16 protein-coding genes and 1 pseudogene are annotated in these 18,341 nt (G+C 64.8%); 6 read left to right on the top strand and 11 right to left on the bottom strand.

Annotated features, from left to right (window positions below; genetic code table 11):
• Window positions 1-158: 158 nt before the first annotated feature.
• Both AC630_RS32320 and AC630_RS32315 read right to left on the bottom strand, forming a co-directional pair.
• Entirely contained in the window at window positions 159-1,103 is a 945-nt protein-coding gene (locus AC630_RS32320) for an alpha-E domain-containing protein (protein ID WP_074122495.1), read from the bottom strand.
• Between the two features lie 4 nt (window positions 1,104-1,107).
• The gene (locus AC630_RS32315; protein ID WP_074122494.1) at window positions 1,108-2,526 is read right to left on the bottom strand and encodes a circularly permuted type 2 ATP-grasp protein; all 1,419 of its coding nucleotides are present in this window, start codon (window positions 2,524-2,526) and stop codon (window positions 1,108-1,110) included.
• A 224-nt stretch (window positions 2,527-2,750) separates the two neighbouring features.
• Between AC630_RS32315 and AC630_RS32310 the strand changes: the two genes are divergently transcribed.
• The 3 genes from AC630_RS32310 (at window position 2,751) to AC630_RS32295 (ending at window position 4,860) form a co-directional block, all read left to right on the top strand.
• A complete protein-coding gene (locus tag AC630_RS32310) occupies window positions 2,751-3,488 on the top strand; it encodes a competence/damage-inducible protein A (protein ID WP_074122493.1) in 738 nt (245 codons plus the stop codon).
• A gap of 33 nt (window positions 3,489-3,521) precedes the next feature.
• Window positions 3,522-4,049, top strand: coding sequence for a xanthine phosphoribosyltransferase (gpt, locus tag AC630_RS32305; protein WP_074122492.1), 528 nt, complete (start codon window positions 3,522-3,524; stop codon window positions 4,047-4,049).
• A 154-nt stretch (window positions 4,050-4,203) separates the two neighbouring features.
• Window positions 4,204-4,860, top strand: a complete 657-nt coding sequence (locus AC630_RS32295; protein WP_074122490.1) for a hypothetical protein — start codon at window positions 4,204-4,206, stop codon at window positions 4,858-4,860.
• Window positions 4,861-5,116: 256 nt separating this feature from the next.
• Here AC630_RS32295 and AC630_RS32285 read toward each other — a convergent pair whose 3' ends face one another.
• Window positions 5,117-6,139 carry a methionine synthase gene (locus AC630_RS32285; protein WP_074122489.1) on the bottom strand — a complete coding sequence of 341 codons (1,023 nt, stop codon included), beginning with the start codon at window positions 6,137-6,139 and terminating at the stop codon, window positions 5,117-5,119.
• A gap of 108 nt (window positions 6,140-6,247) precedes the next feature.
• Between AC630_RS32285 and AC630_RS32280 the strand changes: the two genes are divergently transcribed.
• The 3 genes from AC630_RS32280 to AC630_RS32270 all read left to right on the top strand — a co-directional run bounded on the left by AC630_RS32280 (window position 6,248) and on the right by AC630_RS32270 (window position 8,690).
• Window positions 6,248-6,949 carry a glutathione S-transferase N-terminal domain-containing protein gene (locus AC630_RS32280; protein ID WP_074122488.1) on the top strand — a complete coding sequence of 234 codons (702 nt, stop codon included), beginning with the start codon at window positions 6,248-6,250 and terminating at the stop codon, window positions 6,947-6,949.
• A 155-nt stretch (window positions 6,950-7,104) separates the two neighbouring features.
• A complete protein-coding gene (locus AC630_RS32275) occupies window positions 7,105-7,713 on the top strand; it encodes a 2-hydroxychromene-2-carboxylate isomerase (protein WP_074122487.1) in 609 nt (202 codons plus the stop codon).
• A complete protein-coding gene (locus AC630_RS32270; RefSeq protein ID WP_074122486.1) occupies window positions 7,713-8,690 on the top strand; it encodes an NADPH:quinone oxidoreductase family protein in 978 nt (325 codons plus the stop codon). The genes AC630_RS32275 and AC630_RS32270 overlap by 1 nt, the downstream gene beginning before the upstream one ends.
• A 116-nt stretch (window positions 8,691-8,806) precedes the next feature.
• Here the strand turns inward: AC630_RS32270 and AC630_RS32265 are convergent, their stop codons facing one another.
• The 8 genes and pseudogenes from AC630_RS32265 to AC630_RS44500 all read right to left on the bottom strand — a co-directional run bounded on the left by AC630_RS32265 (window position 8,807) and on the right by AC630_RS44500 (window position 18,205).
• Complete coding sequence (locus AC630_RS32265; RefSeq protein ID WP_074122485.1) at window positions 8,807-9,697, bottom strand: crotonase/enoyl-CoA hydratase family protein; 891 nt, start codon at window positions 9,695-9,697, stop codon at window positions 8,807-8,809.
• Window positions 9,698-9,872: 175 nt separating this feature from the next.
• Window positions 9,873-11,295 (bottom strand): annotated as a pseudogene (locus tag AC630_RS32260) (amidase).
• The gene (locus AC630_RS32255) at window positions 11,288-12,460 is read right to left on the bottom strand and encodes a M20 aminoacylase family protein (protein WP_074122484.1); all 1,173 of its coding nucleotides are present in this window, start codon (window positions 12,458-12,460) and stop codon (window positions 11,288-11,290) included. Before AC630_RS32255 ends, AC630_RS32260 begins: the two are co-directional and overlap by 8 nt.
• 13 nt (window positions 12,461-12,473) lie before the next feature.
• Window positions 12,474-13,979 carry a M81 family metallopeptidase gene (locus AC630_RS32250; protein ID WP_074122483.1) on the bottom strand — a complete coding sequence of 502 codons (1,506 nt, stop codon included), beginning with the start codon at window positions 13,977-13,979 and terminating at the stop codon, window positions 12,474-12,476.
• A 266-nt stretch (window positions 13,980-14,245) separates the two neighbouring features.
• Window positions 14,246-15,895: an ABC transporter ATP-binding protein gene (locus tag AC630_RS32245; protein ID WP_074122482.1), complete on the bottom strand. Its 1,650-nt coding sequence runs from the start codon at window positions 15,893-15,895 to the stop codon at window positions 14,246-14,248.
• A gap of 151 nt (window positions 15,896-16,046) precedes the next feature.
• Window positions 16,047-16,934 carry an ABC transporter permease gene (locus tag AC630_RS32240; RefSeq protein ID WP_074122481.1) on the bottom strand — a complete coding sequence of 296 codons (888 nt, stop codon included), beginning with the start codon at window positions 16,932-16,934 and terminating at the stop codon, window positions 16,047-16,049.
• 17 nt (window positions 16,935-16,951) lie between these two features.
• Window positions 16,952-17,893: an ABC transporter permease gene (locus AC630_RS32235; protein ID WP_074122480.1), complete on the bottom strand. Its 942-nt coding sequence runs from the start codon at window positions 17,891-17,893 to the stop codon at window positions 16,952-16,954.
• A gap of 183 nt (window positions 17,894-18,076) precedes the next feature.
• Window positions 18,077-18,205, bottom strand: coding sequence for an FAD-dependent oxidoreductase (locus AC630_RS44500; RefSeq protein WP_143198480.1), 129 nt, complete (start codon window positions 18,203-18,205; stop codon window positions 18,077-18,079).
• Window positions 18,206-18,341 lie beyond the last annotated feature (136 nt).

Raw genomic sequence — 18,341 nt, 5'->3', positions numbered from 1 at the left:
GCAGTTGGTGGTTAGGCCCGAATGCCTACCGCGAAGGAACTCGTCATGCCCGGGCTTGTCCCGGGCATCCACGCTCTTCCCTGTAAGCGGAACCAAGAACGTGGATGGCCGGGACGAGCCCGGCCATGACGATATCCCGTTTCGTCAATCGGGGAACATCAGATCAAATACTGCTTCGTGATGATTTCGCCCAGCCTGGAATTGTCCGCGATGAATTCCTGAATGAATTCATGCACGCCAAGCTGGAAGATGTCGTTCATATTGCTGTGTTCGAGCCGGTTGCGGATGCCGCGGGCATGGCGCTGGGCGGGGCCCTGGCGGCCATAGGCGACGCCGATCTGGTCGAGGTTGCGTACGAGATTGCCGTAGCAGCTCGCCAGCGAGCGCGGCAGCGTGTCGTTGAGGATCAAGAGATCTGCGATCAGCCAGGGTTTCAGTGTCTCGCGATAGACCCAGTGATAGGCCGTCAGCGCCGAGACCGAGCGCAGGATCGAGCTCCACTGATAGAAGTCGAGCGGGCCGCCGACATGCTCTTCCTCGGGCAGCAGGACGTGGTACTTCACGTCGAGAATGCGCGCGGTGTTGTCGGCGCGCTCCAGATGAACGCCCATCCGCGAGAACCAGTAGGCGTCGTTGCGCAGCATGGTCCGGTAGGCCGAACCGTCGAAGCGCAGCGAGGTCTCCTGCACGAAGCGCAGGAATTTTGCGAGATCCTCGCGCGTGGAGGTGCCCTTGCTCCACACCGCCTGGAGCTCGATCCAGGCCGAGTTGATGGTGTCCCACATCTCGCTGGTCAGTGCGGTGCGGACCGAGCGCGAGTTCAGCCGTGCCGCCTCGATGCAGTTCCTGATCGAGGACGGGTTGTCCGCGGAGAACGAGAGGTAGTCGACGACGTTGTGCTCGTTGGCTTCCTCGTAGGTCTGATAGAAGCTTGCGGCGACGCCGGCGGTGAGCAGCGCCGAGTCCCATTCGTTGGTCTTGCCGACATAGGCGGCGGGCAGCGCGGTGACGCGGAGCGTCGCATCGATGGTGCGAGCGAGATATTCGGCCCGTTCGACATAGCGGGCGAGCCAGTAGAGGTTTTCGGCGGTACGCGACAGCATCTGTCTACTCGTCGAGGATCCAGGTGTCTTTGGTGCCGCCGCCCTGGCTCGAATTCACCACCAGGGAGCCTTCCTTCAGCGCAACACGTGTCAGCCCGCCGGGCACGATCGTGGTGCTCTTGCTGCCCGTGAGTACGAAAGGCCGCAGGTCGACGTGGCGCGGGGCAAGGCCTGAGGCCGTGCAGGTCGGGCAGGTCGAGAGCGCCAGCGTCGGCTGTGCGATAAACCCTTCCGGTTCGCGCTTGAGCTTTTCGCGGAACGCATCGATGGTCGCCTTCGTGGCGGCGGGTCCGATCAGCATGCCGTAGCCGCCGGACCCGTGAACTTCCTTGACGACGAGATCGCTCAAGTTGTCCAGCACGTAGGCGAGATCCTTCGGCTCGCGGCAGCGCCAGGTCGGAACGTTCTTCAGGATCGGCTCCTCGCCGAGATAGAACTTCACGATATCCGGCATGTAGGAGTAGATCGCCTTGTCGTCGGCGATGCCGGTGCCGACGGCGTTGGCGAGCGTGATGTTGCCGGCCGCGTAGGCCGACATCAGCCCGGGCACGCCGAGTACGGAGTCGGGGCGGAAGGTGAGGGGATCGAGGAAGTCGTCGTCGACACGGCGGTAGATCACGTCAACCCGCTTCATTCCCTCGGTCGTGCGCATGAATACTTCGTTGTTCTTGACGATGAGATCGCGCCCCTCCACGAGCTCGATGCCGAGCTTGTCGGCGAGGAACGAGTGCTCGTAATAGGCGGAGTTGTAGACGCCGGGCGTAAGCAGGGCGACCGTCGGCTCGCTCGATGCGCCTTGTGGCGCGACCGAGCGCAGGGCCGCGAGCAGCTCGTCGGGATAGCGCTCGACCGGTGCCACCTTGTGGCGGGCGAACAGGTCCGGAAACAGCCGCATCATGATCTCGCGGTTTTCCAGCATGTAGGACACGCCCGAGGGCGTGCGCGCATTGTCCTCCAGCACGATGAAGTCCTCGGCATCGACCCGGACGATGTCGATGCCGGCGATGTGCACGTAGACGTCGTGCGGCACCTGCTGGCCGTTCATCTCGGGGCGGAAGACCGGGTTCTGGAAGATCAGATCGTCGGGCACGATCTCGGCGCGGAGGATGTCGCGGCCATGATAGATGTCGCGCAGGAACATGTTGAGCGCGCGCACGCGCTGCTTCAGGCCCCTCTCCAGGACCGCCCATTCCTTGCCGGACATGATCCGCGGGATCACGTCGAAGGGGATCAGGCGCTCGGTGGACTCGGAATCCCCGTAGACCGCGAAGGTGATACCGATGCGGCGGAACAGGAGCTCGGCTTCCTGGCGGCGATATTCGAGCGCCTCGGGAGGCGTCTCCTTGAGCCAGCGCGCCAGCTCCTGATAGGCGGGGCGAAGGTCCCCGCCGGGAATATTCATTTCGTCAAACGCGACTGCCATAGATCCCGACTTGTCTCCGTGGCCATGCGGCAAGAGTGCATGACTTCCCCGGGTGGTAGCAAGGGCCGGGCCAGCGCGATAAGCATGGAGGAAGGGCAATTGCCGGTGTGAGCCGGGAAGGTGCCTGAAAAAATGGCTGAGGACTGCTTATTTCGGCAGCAAAACCGCGTGACTTCAACGCGTTACCTCGGCAGAGTCGGGCCGACAGGTGAGGGACTTAAGGTATGAGCGACATCGTCACGGCGGGCATTCTGGTCATCGGGGATGAAATCCTGTCCGGCCGGACCAAGGACAAGAATATCGGCTTCATCGCCGAATACCTGACCAATATCGGCATCGACCTGAAGGAAGTCCGGGTCGTCTCCGACGACGAGGATGACATCATCGCCGCCCTGAATGCACTGCGGCAACGCTACACCTATGTCTTCACCACCGGCGGCATCGGGCCGACCCATGACGACATCACCGCCGACAGCGTCGCCAAGGCGTTCGGCGTCGGCATCGATCATCACCCGGAGGTGGTCGCCCGTTTCCGCGAGCGCTGGAGCGAGCAGGACCTCAACGAGGCGCGCCTGCGCATGGCCCGTATCCCTGATGGCGCCGAGCTGATCCAGAGCGCGACCATCCTCGCCCCCGGCTTCAAGATCGGCAATGTCATCGTGATGGCCGGCGTTCCCTCGATCATGCAGGCCATGATGGACATCGTCTCGCCGAAGCTGAAATCGGGCGTGCGCATGCTGTCCGAATCGGTCCGTGCCAACGCGCGCGAAGGCGACATCGGCAGCCCGCTGCGGGCGATCGCCGTCGCCCATCCCGACACCATCATCGGCAGCTATCCCTTCATGGACGAAGAGCAGAAGCCGAACACCAATCTGGTGGTGCGCTCGCGCGACGCCGACAAGCTGGCGGCGGCGATGGCGGCAGTGAAGGAAATGCTGGTGGGATTGAACATCAGCCGCTAGCAGAGACTTTGCCGGCAGACGAAGGAGACGACAATGGCTGGTGAAGCTCCGGAACTGAATGCGCAGGAGCGGGCGGGCAAGGCCTTTCCGGTCTCGTGGGACCAGTTCCACCGGGACTGCCGGGCGCTGACCTGGCGGCTCAACGAGGTCGGCCCGTTCCACGCCGTGATCGCGATCACCCGCGGCGGCCTGGTGCCGGCCGCGATCGTCGCGCGCGAGCTCGGGGTGCGCGTGATCGATACGGTCTGCATCGCCAGCTACGACCACAACAAGCAGGGCGAGCTGCAGGTCCTCAAGGGCATTTCCGAATCGGCGATGAAGCTCGGCGGCGGCACCGGCAAGGGGCTGTTGATCGTCGACGACCTCGTCGACACCGGCAAGACCGGCAAGCTGGTGCGCGAGATGCTGCCCGACGCACATTTCGCCACCGTCTACGCCAAGCCGATGGGCCGTCCGCTGGTTGACACGTTCATCACGGAAGTCTCGCAGGACACCTGGATCTTCTTCCCCTGGGACACCGCGCTCTCCTACCATCCGCCGCTCCGCGACGGCGCGGCGTAGTTTTTCTTCGCCTCTCCCCGCGTGCGGGGAGAGGCCGCGCCGAAGGCGCGGGTGAGGGGGACTCTCCGCGAGTCAAACTCTCACCGACCTTGCGGAGGCTCCCCCTCATCCCGACCTTCTCCCCGCAAGCGGGGAGAAGGAGAAGAGCCGCACCATGCCCCTGCAAAACCGCGTGACGCCAACCGGCGACATCATCTCAACGCCGCATCGCGGCCTGTTCACCGGCAATCGCGGCATCATCCATGATCCCGCGACGAAGACGCTGCTCAGGAAGCGCTGGTCGACACCGGCCTGGCTCACCTGCGTGTGCGAGTTCCGCGGCCGCCGCCGCGAGGTGATGGCGACGCAAAGCTGGACCGAACTTTTCTTCCTCGATGAGGCCACTGCGCTCGCCGCCGGCCATCGCCCCTGCTTCTACTGTCGCCGCGACGATGCCAATCGCTTCCGGGCCGCATGGGAGAAAGGCAATCGCGTGCATGACGTTCGCATGCACGACATCGACACGGTGCTACACCACGAGCGGCTCGATCACGGCAAGAAGCGGCTGCACGCGCTGCTGGTGCCGCTCGACCAGCTTCCCGACGGCGCGATGGTGCAGCAGGGCGAGGAGAGTTTTCTGGTGACGCAGGGGAGTGCGCTGCTGTGGTCGCCGTCGGGTTATGCTGCCGGCGCGCGGGAGCTCGAAGATGCGCAGTTGCTGACGCCGCCTTCAACGCTGCGCGCCATGAGTGCCGGTTACGAAGTTGCGCTCCATCCGAGCGCACGATCCGTTCCCTCCCCCCTTGTGGGGGAGGGCCAGGGAGGGGGGTAGCCCAAACGAGAGGGGAGTTTCGTTACTTCAGCGGCCGCCCTTGTTCGTCCACCGTCGTCCGTGCATCGCGCAGGGCCCATTCGCGAATGACCTGGCGGCAGCGGATGAGTTCGGCCTCGCTTTGCGCTGCCGGCGTCCCTCTCCGCTCGCTCGACCATCGCCTTGCAATTGAGAAGCACGGAGCGATCCTCGGCGCCCGCGGGTGATACAATCACCGCGAATGCCACGAGGACGAGTACTTGCCGGACGACCACCATCACCCCAGCTTCTCGCGCGCCAGCGCGGCACCGGCGCCGAGCGCCATCAGCTTGGCCTCCGCGATCTCCCGCCGCATCGGCGCCATGCCGCAATTGGTGGTCGCGATGATGTTGCTCTTGGGCACGAATTTCGAAACCGCGTCGATCACCTCTACGACATCCTCGGCGGTCTCGACGGTGTCGCTGGCGACGTCGATCACACCGGCCTGCACGATCTTGTTCTTGAGCAGCGCGAGCAGGTCGAGCGGCACTTTGGAGTTGCGGCACTCGATCGCGACCTGCTGGATCGGGCTGGCGTCGATCGCCGGAAAGATCTGCTCATACTGCCGCCATTGCGCGCCGAGCGTCTCCTTCCAGTCGGTGTTGGCCTTGATGCCGTAGCCGTAGCAGATGTGCACGGCGGTGGCGCAGGTCAGCCCTTGCGCGGCGCGCTCGAGCGCCTTGATGCCCCAGTCGTTGACCTCGTCCATGTAGACGTTGAAGGCGGGCTCGTCGAACTGCACCATATCGACGCCGTCGGCCTGCAGCGCCTTGGCTTCTTCGTTCAGGAGATCGGCGAAGGCGAAGGCCATCTTCACGCGGTCGCCGTAGTAGCGGTCGGCAATCGTGTCGATGATGGTCATCGGGCCGGGCAGGGTGAACTTCAGCTTCCTCTTCGTGTGCGCGCGCGCAACGCGCGCCTCGTCGGCATGGACGCGGCCCTTGAGCTGGAGTGGCGCGATGACCTGCGGAACCATCGCCTTGTAGCGGTCCTTGCGGATTCCCATCTCGACCTTGTGGGCGAAGTCGATGCCGTCGATCTTCTCCAGAAAACCGTGGACGAAATGCTGGCGGGCCTGCTCGCCCTCGGTGACAATGTCGATGCCGGCGTCCTCCTGGATCTTCACCGCAAGCATCGTGGCGTCGCGCTTGGCCCGTGCAAGCTCGTCGCCTTGCGACTTCCAGGGCGCCCAGAGCATGTTGGGTTCGGCGAGCCATTCCGGCTTCGGCAAGGAGCCTGCGATCGTGGTTGGAAACAGCATGGCGGCCTCCCGGCAGGTTGTGTTGCGCCCATTCCTGCCATGTCTTAACGTCGAGGTACAGAACAACAAAGGTCGTCATTTTAGCTGGCGACGTGCATAGGGAAGGCGATGATCGACCTCTATTTCGCGCCGACGCCGAACGGCTGGAAGATCTCGATCATGCTGGAGGAACTCCGGCTTCCCTATAATGTGAAGTCCGTCAACATCCGCGCCGGCGAGCAGTTCAGCCCCGAATTTCTCGCGATTTCACCGAACAACCGGATTCCCGCGATCGTCGACCAAGCGCCTGCCGACGGCGGCGAACCGTTCTCGGCCTTCGAGACCGGCGCAATCCTGATCTATCTGGCGGAGAAGACCGGCCGCTTCCTGCCCAGTGACCTGCGCGGCCGATCCACCACCATCCAGTGGGTCATGTGGCAGATGGCGGGGCTCGGACCGATGCTCGGCCAACACGGCCATTTCGCGCTCTATGCCGCGGAGAAGATTCCTTACGCGATCCAGCGCTACCGCGACGAGGCCGCGCGGCTCTATGGCGTGCTCGACCGGCAGATCGGCAAGACCGGCGCCTATGTCGCCGGCGACTATTCCATCGCCGACATCGCCTGCTTCCCCTGGACCATGACCCACAAGGCGCAGGGCTTTACGCTCGACGACTATCCGAATGTGAAACGCTGGTACGCCGAGGTCCGCTCAAGGCCGCAGGTGCAGGCGGGGCTTGCGATCGGCAAATTCGTGAAAGAGCCGTTCGACGAGGAATCACGCAAGATCATGTTTGGCCAGCGTGCCAAGGAGCTGTTGGGAAAGAAGTAGGCACTGCTCTCTCCGTCATTCCGGGGCGGCGCGCAGCGCCGAGCCCGGAATCCATCGGGCGGCAGTCCATGTGGAGAGATGGATTCCGGGCTCGCGCCCAAGAGGGCGCGCCCCGGAATGACGAGAGCGAAACAAACAAGATAAAAGGAAACGCCATGATCGAATTCTTCTTCGACTGTTCCAGCCCCTGGACCTATCTCGCCTTCCACAACATCCAGCCGCTGGCCAAGGAGCTCGGCGCGGAGATCACCTGGCGGCCGATCCTGGTCGGCGGCATCTTCAACACGGTCAACCCGAGCGTCTACGCGCAGCGGGAAAAGCCGGTGCCGCTCAAGGCGCGCTACATGAAAAAGGACCTTCAGGACTGGGCGCGCTCGGCCGGCCTGTCGATCGAGATGCCGCCGACGGTGTTTCCAGTGAACAGCGTGAAGGCGATGCGCGGCTGCATCTGGCTGGCTGCGGACATGGTGCCGTTCGCCACCGCCGTGTTCGAGGCCTATTGGGGTGGCGACAAGGACATCTCGCGGGACGCGGTGCTTGCCGAGATCTGCAGGGGGGTCGGCATCGACGAGCAGAAATTTTTCACCGGCATCGCGGAGCAGGGGATCAAGGATCAGCTCAAGGCCAATACCGAAGAGGTCGTCGCACGCGGCGGCTTCGGCTCGCCGACGATCTTCGTCGGCAAGACCGACATGTATTTCGGCAATGACCGCCTGCCGCTGATCCGCGAGGCGCTGTTGCGCAGCAAGGCGAGCGCGGCCTGATGGTGCGGGCTGTCGTCTGCCGCGCGCTCGGCGCGCCCGAAACGTTGCTGCTGGAAGAATTTCCATCGCGGTCCCTCAAGCCTGGCGAGGTCCGCGTCGCGATTCGCGCCGCCGGGCTGAATTTTCCGGACGTGCTGATGGCGGCCGGCGAATATCAGCTCAAGCCCGAGCTGCCGTTCACGCCGGGGATGGAGGCCGCCGGCGACGTCACCGAGGTTGGCACAGAGGCGAAGAGCGTCGCCGTCGGTGACAAGGTCATCGTGAAAATGCGCCATGGTGCCTTCACCGATGAAGCGGTGGTGACGCCCGCGCAACTCACACCGATGCCGTCGACGTTCGATTATGCGGAAGCTGCGACCTATCTCGCCGGCCACGGCACCGCCTATCACGCGCTGATCGATCGCGGCAGGGTCGAGCCGGGCGAAGTGTTGCTGGTGCACGGCGCCGGCGGCGGCGTGGGATTGGCAGCTGTCGAGATCGGCAAGATGCTGGGTGCGACCGTGATCGCGACCGCCTCCAGCGACGAGAAGCTCGCCATTGCGAAATCGCGCGGCGCCGATCACCTCGTGCGCTACGACCGCGAGCCCTTCCGCGATGCCGTCAAGCGCATCACGGACGGCCGCGGGGCGGACGTCGTGTTCGATCCCGTCGGCGGAGAGGTGTTCGAGAATTCGATGCGCTGCATCGCCTGGGGCGCCCGGCTCCTCGTGATCGGCTTCACCGGTGGCATCGGCTTGGCCAAGACTAATCTGCTGCTGATCAAAGGCGCCAGCGTGCTCGGCGTGCGCGCGGGCGAAGCCGTGCGGAAAAATCCCGCGCTCGGCGAGGTGCGCCTGAAGGCGCTGCTGCAATGGGCGGAGGAGGGCAAGCTGCGCCCGAACGTCTCGCACCGCCTGCCGCTGGCGGACTATGCGAAGGCGATGCGGCTGTTGCTCGACCGCAAGGCGATCGGGCGCGTGGCGCTGGTGATGGATTGACGGTGCCGTAGGGTGGGCAAAGGCGCTTTGCGCCGTGCCCACCATCTTGTCGGTGGTCGAAACCAGAGTGGTGGGCACGCTTCGCTTTGCCCACCCTACGGACTACGAGCTTCGCGTCACTTGTACTCCCGCTCCGTCCACCACGGGAAATAATCCGGCATGTCGCTGGACACCTTGTTCTTGAACTGCGCGGGGCGCTTCTCCAGGAACGACACCACGCCTTCCTTGACGTCGTCGGAGCGGCCGCGGGCGTAGATGCCGCGGCTGTCGACCTTGTGTGCTTCCATCGGATCGTCCGCGCCCATCATGCGCCACATCATCTGCCGGATCAGCGCGACTGAGACCGGCGCGGTCTTCGCTGCGAACTCCTTGGCGAGCGCGCGGGCGGTCGGCAACAGATCGTCCGGCGGCACGACCTTGCTGACGAGACGGCCGGCGAGCGCTTCCTGGGCCGGGAAGACGCGGCCCGAATAGCACCATTCCAGCGCCTGCGAGATGCCGACGATGCGCGGCAGGAACCAGCTCGAGGCGGCCTCGGGCACGATACCGCGCTGGGAGAACACGAAGCCGAAACGTGCAGCATCGGATGCGATGCGGATGTCCATTGCGAGCTGCATGGTGACGCCGATGCCGACCGCAGGCCCGTTCACCGCGGCGATGACAGGCTTCAGGCATTTGAAGATACGCAAGGTCACCTGGCCGCCGCCATCGCGCACCTGCGGATCGCTGTAGTCCACCTTGCCGTCGGCGAGCCGCTTCACCGGCCCGCGCCGCGCGTCGCGATCGAAGGTGTCGGCGCCCGACGAAAGATCCGCACCCGCGCAGAAGCCGCGGCCGGCACCGGTGACGATGATGGCGCGGACGTTGTCGTCCTTGTCGGCAGCGTCGAACGCGTCGATCAGCTCGGCCTGCATCTGCGCATTGAAGGCGTTGAGCTTGTCGGGCCGGTTCAGCGTGATGGTGAGGATCTGCTCGGCGACCTCGTACTTGATCGTCTCATACGCCATGGTGGTTTCCTTCCTGTGTTTCCTGTTCTCTCTAGCACGTCATTCCGGGGCGCGCGAAGCGCGAGCTACGGTGCGCAATTGCGCACCTGAGAATCCATCTCTCCGCACAACTTGTGCCGATGAATGGATTCCGGGCTTGCGCCAAGAGGGCGCAACCCGGAATGACGGAGTGTCGCTACTTCGTCGGAGGGCTCGGCCAGGGCCGCTGCGGGCCGCGCAGGCCTTCGAACGCCTTGGCCATGCCGAGCACGCCGATATCGTCGAAGCGGCGACCGACGATCTGCACGCCGATGGGAAAGCCCTTCGCGTCGAAGCCGCCATTGATGGATACCGCCGGGTTCTCCGACATATTCCACGGCACGGTATAGCAGATGTGCTCGAACGGCTTCAGGGGATCGTTTAGCGGCGAGGCCCATTCCGCCGGGTAGTTTACGTTCGGTGCGGTCGGCGAGATCACGTAGTCGAGCTCGCAGAACAGCTTTGCGGCCGCGGCGCGGATCGCCATGGTCTGGTTGAAGCCGCGGATCACGTCGACGCCGGAAAGTTTCGCGCCGGACTCGCCCCATTTGAAGATATAGGGCAGCACCTTTGCCTGCTCGGCTGACGTCAGCTTGGACAGATCGTCCCACATCCGGGCGCGCCAGAAATTGTCGAGGCCGTCGAGCATTTCGCGCGTGAGGATGCCTTCCACTTCCGTGACAACGGCGCCGGCGGATTCGAATGCTTTCGCAGCCTTCACCGCGACCTCGCGCACCGGCTTCTCCAGCTTCTGGCCGACGCCGAGATCGAGCATCAGGCCGATGCGCAACTTTCGCGGGGACTTTTCCAGCCCCTTCCAGTTGAGGGGGTCGGCGGGCAGGCTCATGCCGTCGCGCCGGTCGGGTTTTGAGAGCACGCTCATCATCAGCGCACAGTCGTCGACCGTGCGGGTCATGGGACCGGCGACGCGGCCCACATAGGGCGGATCGATCGGCACGCGGCCGAGGCTCGGCTTCAAGCCGACAAGGCCGCACCAGCCTGCGGGCAGGCGGACCGAGCCGCCGATATCGGTGCCGAGATGTAACGGACCATAGCCGGCCGCCGCGGCGGCGCCGGCGCCAGCGCTGGAGCCGCCGGGATTCTTGGAGAGGTCCCAGGGATTGCGCGCGAGCGCATGGAAGCTGGAGAGCCCCGAGGACAGCATGCCGTAATCGGGCATGGTGGTCTTGGCGAAGATGACCGCGCCGGCCTCGCGCAGGCGCGCGGCGGGCGGTGCGTCCTTCTCGGCCGGCACGAGCTTGACGCTGGCCGCGCCCAGCGGCACCGGCACGCCCTTGGTCGCGATGTTGTCCTTCACCGTCACCGGCACGCCGTCGAGCGCGCCGGAGGGTTCGCCCCCCGCTCCAGCGCGCGGTCGAGGCCTTGGCGGCATCGCGCGCGCTGTCGGGATCGAACGCATAGAGCGCCTTGAGGTGCGGTTCCCACGCAGCAACGTGCGCAAGCACGTCCTCCAGCACCTCGCTCGGCGAGAACTGTTTGGCGCGATAGCCCGCGATCAGATCGACCGCGGAGAGATCGTGCAGCGAGGTAACCGCCTCTTCAGCACTCATTTTATGCATTGCTACCTACCGGCATGCGCGTTTCGATGATCCGGGCAAACATGCTGGCGCCGATCGGCAGGATCTTGTCGTCGAGCACATAGCCGGGATTGTGCACGGGCACCGAGCCGTCATGGCCGACCCAGAAGTAGGCGCCGGGAATGGTTTGCAGCATGTCGGCAAAATCCTCGCTGCCCATCTTCGGTTCCGTCCGGGTGATCACCTTGGCGGGATCGACGACGGTGCGTGCGACTTCCTCGACCACCTTGGACTGCTCGACCTGGTTGATCAGCACGCCAAAAGTGTCGCGCACGTCGGCATCGATCTCGCACTGGAACGCGGTCGCGATACCGGCGCAGATCGTGCGGATGCGCTCGCGGATCAGCGCGCGGACTTCATCCGAGAAGGCGCGGATGGTGCCGCAGAGATGTGCCTCGCCGGGAATGACGTTGTAGGCGGAACCGGCATGGATCTGGGTGATCGAGATGACGGCGGACTGGAGCGGTTCGACATTGCGGCTGACGATGGTCTGGATCGCCTGCGCCAGCGTGGTCGCGATGATCACCGCGTCCTTGGAGCGCTCGGGCATCGCGCCGTGCGCGCCATAGCCGGTGATACGGAGGTCGAAGAAGTCGGCGCCGGCCATTGCGGGGCCCGGCAGGATCGCGATCTCGCCGTGGTTGAGGTCGGGTGCGTTGTGTAGGCCGTAGAGCTCGTCGCACGGAAACTTCTCGAACAGGCCGTCCTTGATCATCGCGCGGGCACCGCCGAGACCTTCCTCGGCCGGCTGGAAGATCAGGTGCACGGTGCCGTCAAAATTCCTGGTCTCGGCGAGGTAGCGCGCGGTGCCGAGCAGCATGGTGGTGTGGCCGTCATGGCCGCAGCCGTGGAAGCGGCCGGGAATGGTCGAGCGCCATTTCAAATTGGTGTTCTCTTCCATCGGCAGCGCGTCCATGTCGGCGCGCAGGCCGATGCGCTTGGCGCTTGAGCCCTTGCCCTTGATGACGCCGATCACGCCGGTGCCGCCGAGACCGCGATGCACCTCGATGCCCCAGCTCGTCAGTTTGTCGGCGACAATGCCGGAGGTGCGCACTTCCTCGAAGCCGATCTCGGGATGGGCGTGGAGGTCGCGGCGAATGGCGGTGAGTTCGTCGGCATAGCCGTCGATGCGCTCGATCGTGGGCATGTGTCCTGTCCAGTTAGCGTGATGGGAGAGTGAAAACGGGGCCGTTCGGCTTGATGCGGATGCCCGGCCGCAGACGCGTCCATGGCAGCGTGGCAGTGTCGGCCGGCATTGCGCCGGGCGCGGCGCAGATCATCAGCTTCTCTGCGATCGGTTCGAAATCGGCGCGGAAATGCACCGAGCTCTTGTTGACCAAAATCTTCTGCGCGGTCGGCTCGATGCCGACATAGCGGTACATCGCCTGGTCGGCGAGTTGCGCCTTGTGCGAGCTCACGACCACACGGACGTCACCGATGCGCAGGCACGCTGACGGACCCATCTCCATCTCGCGGCCGCCATAATAGGGACCGGGCGCGATGAAGCGGCCGTCGGACAGCTTTTCGACGACGAAAGTCTCGCGATAGGGCTCATCGCCGGGAATGCCGGACTTGCCGCCGAGCGAGAGCGTCACGGTCGCGCCGACACCGGCGGCGTGTGCGGCCTTGGCCGACTCCGGATCGTAGATCGCTCCGGTCGCGGCGCTGGCCTTGTTGCGCACCAGTGCACGCAGCATGCCGGTGGTGTCGGAATCGCCGCCGGCGCCGGGATTGTCCTGGGTATCGGCGATGATGATCGGCTTGCTCGCGCCCTTGGCAAGCTCCATCGCATGGCGCACGCCGTCATCGGGGGACCAGATCTTGCCGTCGAAATCGTCCTCGTGGCTTTCGACCAGTTTCACGATCGCATCCGCCGCGCGGTCCGCGTCGGCTTGCGTCTTGCCATAGGCGAACACGCTTGGTCCGCAATCACGGAAGTCGGCGGCGGGGAAGCCCGGCGCGAAAGAGAGTGTCGGAACCGCATCGCTCTCCAGCGCGGCGAGCTTCTCGTAGATGCCCCTGGTGGGCTGATCGTTGGTGCACTGCCAGCTGATCGGGATCAGGAACGGCAATTGCCGGAACGCTTTTGCGAAACGTTGCTTGGTCTTCAGGAGCAGCGCCAGATGTCTTGCGGAGGCGCGGCCGGTCTCGGCCATGTCGACATGGGGATAGGTGCGGTAGGCGATCAGCGCGTCCGCATGTTCCATCATCTCGGGCGTGACGTTGGCGTGGAGGTCGAGGCTCGTGACCAGCGGAATGTCCTTGCCGATGACGCGGCGCACGCGCGCCAGGATCTCGCCTTCGCCGTCGTCGAGATGCTCGGTCACCATGGCGCCGTGCAGGTCGAGATAGACCCCATCGAGCGGACCGGCCGCGGCAATGCCGTCGACCATCACCTTCACGATGCGCTCGAACGCATCCTTGGTGACATGGGCCGACGGGCTCGCAGCGCAGGCGATGGTCGGAATGAGTTCCCAGCGATTTGCTTCAGCGCTGTCGACGAAGCCGGCGAGACCGACATTGATGCGACGCATCACCTTCAGCACGTCGGCGCCCTCAGTCATCGCCGGCCAGCCGCCGCCATGCTGGAAGTCCGCGAAAGTAGCCTTCGTCGGAGCGAAGGTGTTGGTCTCGTGCAGGAAGCCGCCGACGGCGATACGTGTCATCAATTCAAGTCCATACGATTGAAAGTGCGCGACGTTAGGCTTCGACGTTAGCCCTGGCCTTGCGGCGAGGGCAAGGTGGGAAGCAATCCCGCCATGCATAGGGTTAGATCGTTTTGGGAATGCTGCGGGGGCGGTCTACATCCGATGGTCATTCCGGGGCGCGCCCTCTTGGGCGCGAGCCCGGAATCCATTGTGCAATAGACTCCGCGGTCAAATGGATTCCGGGCTCATCGCTTCGCGATGCCCCGGAATGACAGCGGAGGGAGTTAAGCCGTCGCCGCCACGCCCTCGGACACCGGCTGGAAGTTCGCAAAATCCCAGTTGCGGCCGGGGGCGGCGTCCAGGAGCGCCTTGGTGTAGGCCTCCTTCGGATGCGTCAGCACCTCCGCGGCCGGGCCCTGTTCGACGACGCGGCCGTGCTGCATCACCACGACCTCGTCGCAGATCTGGGCGGCGACGCGCAGGTCGTGGGTAATGAAGAGGATGGCGATGCCGAGCCGCGTCTGGATCTCGTCGAGCAGTTCCAGCACCTGCGCCTGCACGGAGACGTCGAGCGCGGAGACCGCTTCGTCCGCGACCAGCACGTCGGGATCGAGCGCAAGCGCGCGGGCAATGGCGATACGCTGGCGCTGGCCGCCGGAGAACTGGTGCGGATAGCGCGACACCGCATCGGCCGGCAGGCCGACCAGTTCGAGCAGCTCGCGGGCGCGCTTCATCGCATCGGCGTGCGCGACGCCATAGTTGATCGGGCCTTCCGCGATGCTCTCGCCGACGGTGATGCGCGGGTTGAGCGAGCGGTAGGGATCCTGAAACACGATCTGGATCTTCTGCCGGTGCGGCTGCAGCAGGCGGCGCGAGATGTCCGAGATCTCGCGGCCGGAAAGACGCACGCCGCCGGAGGTCGGATCGATCAGGCGCACGATGCAGCGCGCCACCGTCGACTTGCCCGAGCCGCTTTCGCCGACGATGCCAAGCGTGCGGCCCTTGCGCAGCGTGAGCGTGACCTTGTCGGCGGCGACGACCTCGCGGCCTTTGCCGAAGAACGCGCGTTCGCGATAGACCTTGCTGAGGTCGTTGGTCTCCAGCACCACGGGCTCGCGGCTCTCCTCGCGCGGCGTCCGCGGCACCAGGCTCGGCACGGAAGCCAGCAGGTTGCGGGTGTATTCCATGGTCGGGTTGCGCAGCACGGTATCGAGCGGGCCGGTCTCGACCAGCCGGCCCTGCCGCATCACGGCAACGCGGTCGGCGATCTCCGCCACCACGCCCATGTCGTGGGTGATGAACAGCACGGCGGTGCCGTGATCGCGCTGGAGGTCGCGGATCAGGGTCAGGATCTGCTTCTGCGTGGTGACGTCGAGCGCGGTGGTCGGCTCGTCCGCAATGAGAAGCTTCGGCTCCAGCACCAGCGCCATCGCGATCATGATGCGCTGGCGCTGACCGCCGGACAGGCGGTGCGGGTAGGAGGCGAAGATGCGCTCGACCTGGGGCAGGCGGACCTGCTCCATCATGTCGAGGATGCGCTTCTTGCGCGCCTTGGCGTCGAGATCGGTATGGGCGCGCAGCACTTCGTCGATCTGGCGGCCGACCGGCACCACCGGATTGAGCGCGGTCATCGGCTCCTGGAAGATCATCGCCATTTGCGTGGCACGCAACTGCCGCAGGCGGCGGTCGGTCGCGGTGAGCAGTTCTTCGCCGACCAGCTTGATGCTGCCGCCGGTCGGAACCAGCGTGCCCTTGGGCAACAGGCCCATCGTGGTGAGCGAGGTCACCGACTTGCCCGAGCCGCTCTCACCGACCAGGCACAGCGTCTCGCGCTCGCGCACCTGGATCGAGATGCCGTCGATGATGTTTGCACCCTTCGGCTTTTTGCCGACGGAAATGACGAGGTTGTTGATGTCGAGAACGGTGTTGGTCATGCAAGCTCTCTCGTCATTCCGGAGCGCGCGATAGCGCGAACTATGATGCGCAATTGCGCATCTGAGAATCCATCGGGCGTCAGTCCAAGTGGTGAAATGGATTCCGAGTTCGCGCCAAGCGGCGCGCCCCGGAATGACAGCGCTCCTTGTTTCACTTCCCCTCCCGCTGCTTCATGCGGGGATCGAGTGCGTCGCGGGCGGCGTCGCCGATCAGGTTGATGCTGAGGATGGCGATCGAGAGCAACAGGCCCGGCCAGAAGATCAGCGTCGGCTTGAGCTGGAAGTATTGGCGACCCTCGGCCATGATGTTGCCCCAGGTCGGCGTCTCCGGCGAGATGCCGGCGCCGAGGAAGGAGAGGATGGCCTCGGTGAGGATCGCGGATGCGCAGACATAGGTGCCCTGGACGATCAGAGGCGCGATCGTGTTCGGCATCAGATGTCGCCACATGATCTTGGGCAGGGATGAGCCGACCGAGATCGCAGCCTCGACGTACGGCTCTTCGCGCGCCGACAGCACGACCGAGCGCACCAGGCGCGCCACGCGCGGGATTTCGGGGATGGTGATCGCGACCAGCACGGTCCAGATGCTGGCGCCGGATAGCGACACCACGGCAATGGCAAGCAGGATGCTCGGCATCGCCATCAGGCCATCCATGACGCGCATCAGGACGGAATCGACCAGCTTGAAGAAGCCGGAGACGAGGCCGATCGCAAGCCCGATGACGATCGACAGGACCGCCGAGCCGATCCCGATCAGAAGCGAGATGCGGCCGCCATAAATGACGCGCGACAGGAGGTCTCGACCATAGGCGTCGGTGCCGAGCAGGAACTGCGCCGATGCCGGCTTCAGTCGCTGCGAGGGCGCAAGCTGAATCGGATCGTGCGGCGCGATCAGCGGTGCCAGGATCGAGACCAGCACGATCAGCGTGAGGCAGGCGGTTGCGGCCGCGATGATCGGCGTCGAGGTGAGGAACCCGAAGCGCGGCCGCAGCGGCGACGTGATCGGGATGGACGACTGGGGAAGGGTATCGACCGACATCTTATCTTATCCTTGCCTCAGTACCGGATCCGGGGATCGAGCAGCGTATAGGCGACGTCGATCAGAAGATTGACGACGACGTAGATCAGCGACGTCAGCAGGATCATCGCCTGGATCACCGGATAGTCGCGCGCCAGCACCGCATCCACCGTGAGGCGGCCGATGCCGGGGATGTTGAACACGCTCTCGGTCACGACGACGCCGGAGATCAGAAGCGCAAAGCCGGTGCCGATCACGGTGATGACAGGTACGGCGGCATTGCGCAGCGCATGCCGCATCATCACGGCGACCTCGTTGATGCCCTTGGCCCGCGCGGTGCGCACATAGTCCTCGCCTAGCACGTCGAGCATCGCCGCGCGCGTCATGCGCGCGATCAGCGCGATATAGATGAAGGACAGCGCGCAGGTCGGCAGGATGATGCGCTCAAAGAAGGGTCCGAAACCGCTCGATATGCTCTTGAAGCCCTGCACCGGCACCCAGCGCAGGTCGATGGCGAAGATCTCGATCAGGATGTAGCCGACGACGAACACAGGCACGGAGAAGCCGAGCACGGAGAGACCCATCACGAAGCGGTCGATCCAGGTGCCGTGCTTCCAGGCCGCGATCACGCCCAAGGGGACGGCGACGATGACCGCGAGGATGATGGTCGACAGCGCGATCGAGATCGACGGCTCTACGCGCTGGCCGATCATCTTCATCACCGGCAGGTTGGAGATGAGCGAGGTGCCGAGATCGCCGTGCAGCAGCTTGTTCACCCAGGTGATGAACTGCACGATCAGGGGTTCGTTGAGGCCGAGGGAGGAGCGGATGCGCTCCAGCCGCTCTGGTGTCGCGTTGTCGCCGGCGAGAATCGCGGCGGGATCGCCCGGCGTCAGCCGCAGCAGCAGGAACACGAACAGCGCGACGACACCCATCACGGGCACCGCGGCCAGAACGCGGCGAATGAGATATCCTAACATGCACCTATCTCCGGCTGCGGAATGTGCGGGGCCGCGAGGCGCCCGTCGAGTCTGTTGTGTCTATCATGCGTGCCTGTCATTCGGACTGGAAGAGCGGGCCGGAGAAGTCGTCCTTGCGGGGCAAATTGTGTGCCAAGGGCAGGGCAGTATCAAGGGGCCGCCCCAGCCTCCGGCATTGACCACTCAGGATGCATGACGCAACTCGCGCTCAACCCCAAGTGTCGCCGAGATGGCCTTGGCGCCGCCCTCGAGCAGGGCATAGGCGATCGTTAAGCCGGTGATGCCGGCGCCGATGATGGCGATATTTGTCATGGCAGGTTCCGGGGCTCCCGTGAGTTAGAGTCGGCAACCGCCGGTCAAAGGCCGTGGGCGGCGCCCCATCTGAGGTGCTCCGTCGGCGCCGCAACGAAAGCTGAAACCTTCGTTGCGATCTCTCCCGCATCGTTGC

It is taken from the genome of Bradyrhizobium sp. AS23.2 (assembly GCF_001908185.1).
GTDB lineage: Bacteria > Pseudomonadota > Alphaproteobacteria > Rhizobiales > Xanthobacteraceae > Bradyrhizobium.
Note: the sequence above shows the minus strand (reverse complement) of the source record. Positions and strands in the feature narration are given on the sequence as shown.

What these genes read in the sequence shown, in the direction of transcription:
- AC630_RS32320 (WP_074122495.1), bottom strand. Translation starts at nt 1,103, where the DNA reads ATGCTGTCGCGTACCGCCGAAAACCTCTACTGGCTCGCCCGCTATGTC.
- AC630_RS32315 (WP_074122494.1), bottom strand. Translation starts at nt 2,526, where the DNA reads ATGGCAGTCGCGTTTGACGAAATGAATATTCCCGGCGGGGACCTTCGC.
- AC630_RS32310 (WP_074122493.1), top strand. Translation starts at nt 2,751, where the DNA reads ATGAGCGACATCGTCACGGCGGGCATTCTGGTCATCGGGGATGAAATC.
- gpt (WP_074122492.1), top strand. Translation starts at nt 3,522, where the DNA reads ATGGCTGGTGAAGCTCCGGAACTGAATGCGCAGGAGCGGGCGGGCAAG.
- AC630_RS32295 (WP_074122490.1), top strand. Translation starts at nt 4,204, where the DNA reads ATGCCCCTGCAAAACCGCGTGACGCCAACCGGCGACATCATCTCAACG.
- AC630_RS32285 (WP_074122489.1), bottom strand. Translation starts at nt 6,139, where the DNA reads ATGCTGTTTCCAACCACGATCGCAGGCTCCTTGCCGAAGCCGGAATGG.
- AC630_RS32280 (WP_074122488.1), top strand. Translation starts at nt 6,248, where the DNA reads ATGATCGACCTCTATTTCGCGCCGACGCCGAACGGCTGGAAGATCTCG.
- AC630_RS32275 (WP_074122487.1), top strand. Translation starts at nt 7,105, where the DNA reads ATGATCGAATTCTTCTTCGACTGTTCCAGCCCCTGGACCTATCTCGCC.
- AC630_RS32270 (WP_074122486.1), top strand. Translation starts at nt 7,713, where the DNA reads ATGGTGCGGGCTGTCGTCTGCCGCGCGCTCGGCGCGCCCGAAACGTTG.
- AC630_RS32265 (WP_074122485.1), bottom strand. Translation starts at nt 9,697, where the DNA reads ATGGCGTATGAGACGATCAAGTACGAGGTCGCCGAGCAGATCCTCACC.
- AC630_RS32255 (WP_074122484.1), bottom strand. Translation starts at nt 12,460, where the DNA reads ATGCCCACGATCGAGCGCATCGACGGCTATGCCGACGAACTCACCGCC.
- AC630_RS32250 (WP_074122483.1), bottom strand. Translation starts at nt 13,979, where the DNA reads ATGACACGTATCGCCGTCGGCGGCTTCCTGCACGAGACCAACACCTTC.
- AC630_RS32245 (WP_074122482.1), bottom strand. Translation starts at nt 15,895, where the DNA reads ATGACCAACACCGTTCTCGACATCAACAACCTCGTCATTTCCGTCGGC.
- AC630_RS32240 (WP_074122481.1), bottom strand. Translation starts at nt 16,934, where the DNA reads ATGTCGGTCGATACCCTTCCCCAGTCGTCCATCCCGATCACGTCGCCG.
- AC630_RS32235 (WP_074122480.1), bottom strand. Translation starts at nt 17,893, where the DNA reads ATGTTAGGATATCTCATTCGCCGCGTTCTGGCCGCGGTGCCCGTGATG.
- AC630_RS44500 (WP_143198480.1), bottom strand. Translation starts at nt 18,205, where the DNA reads ATGACAAATATCGCCATCATCGGCGCCGGCATCACCGGCTTAACGATC.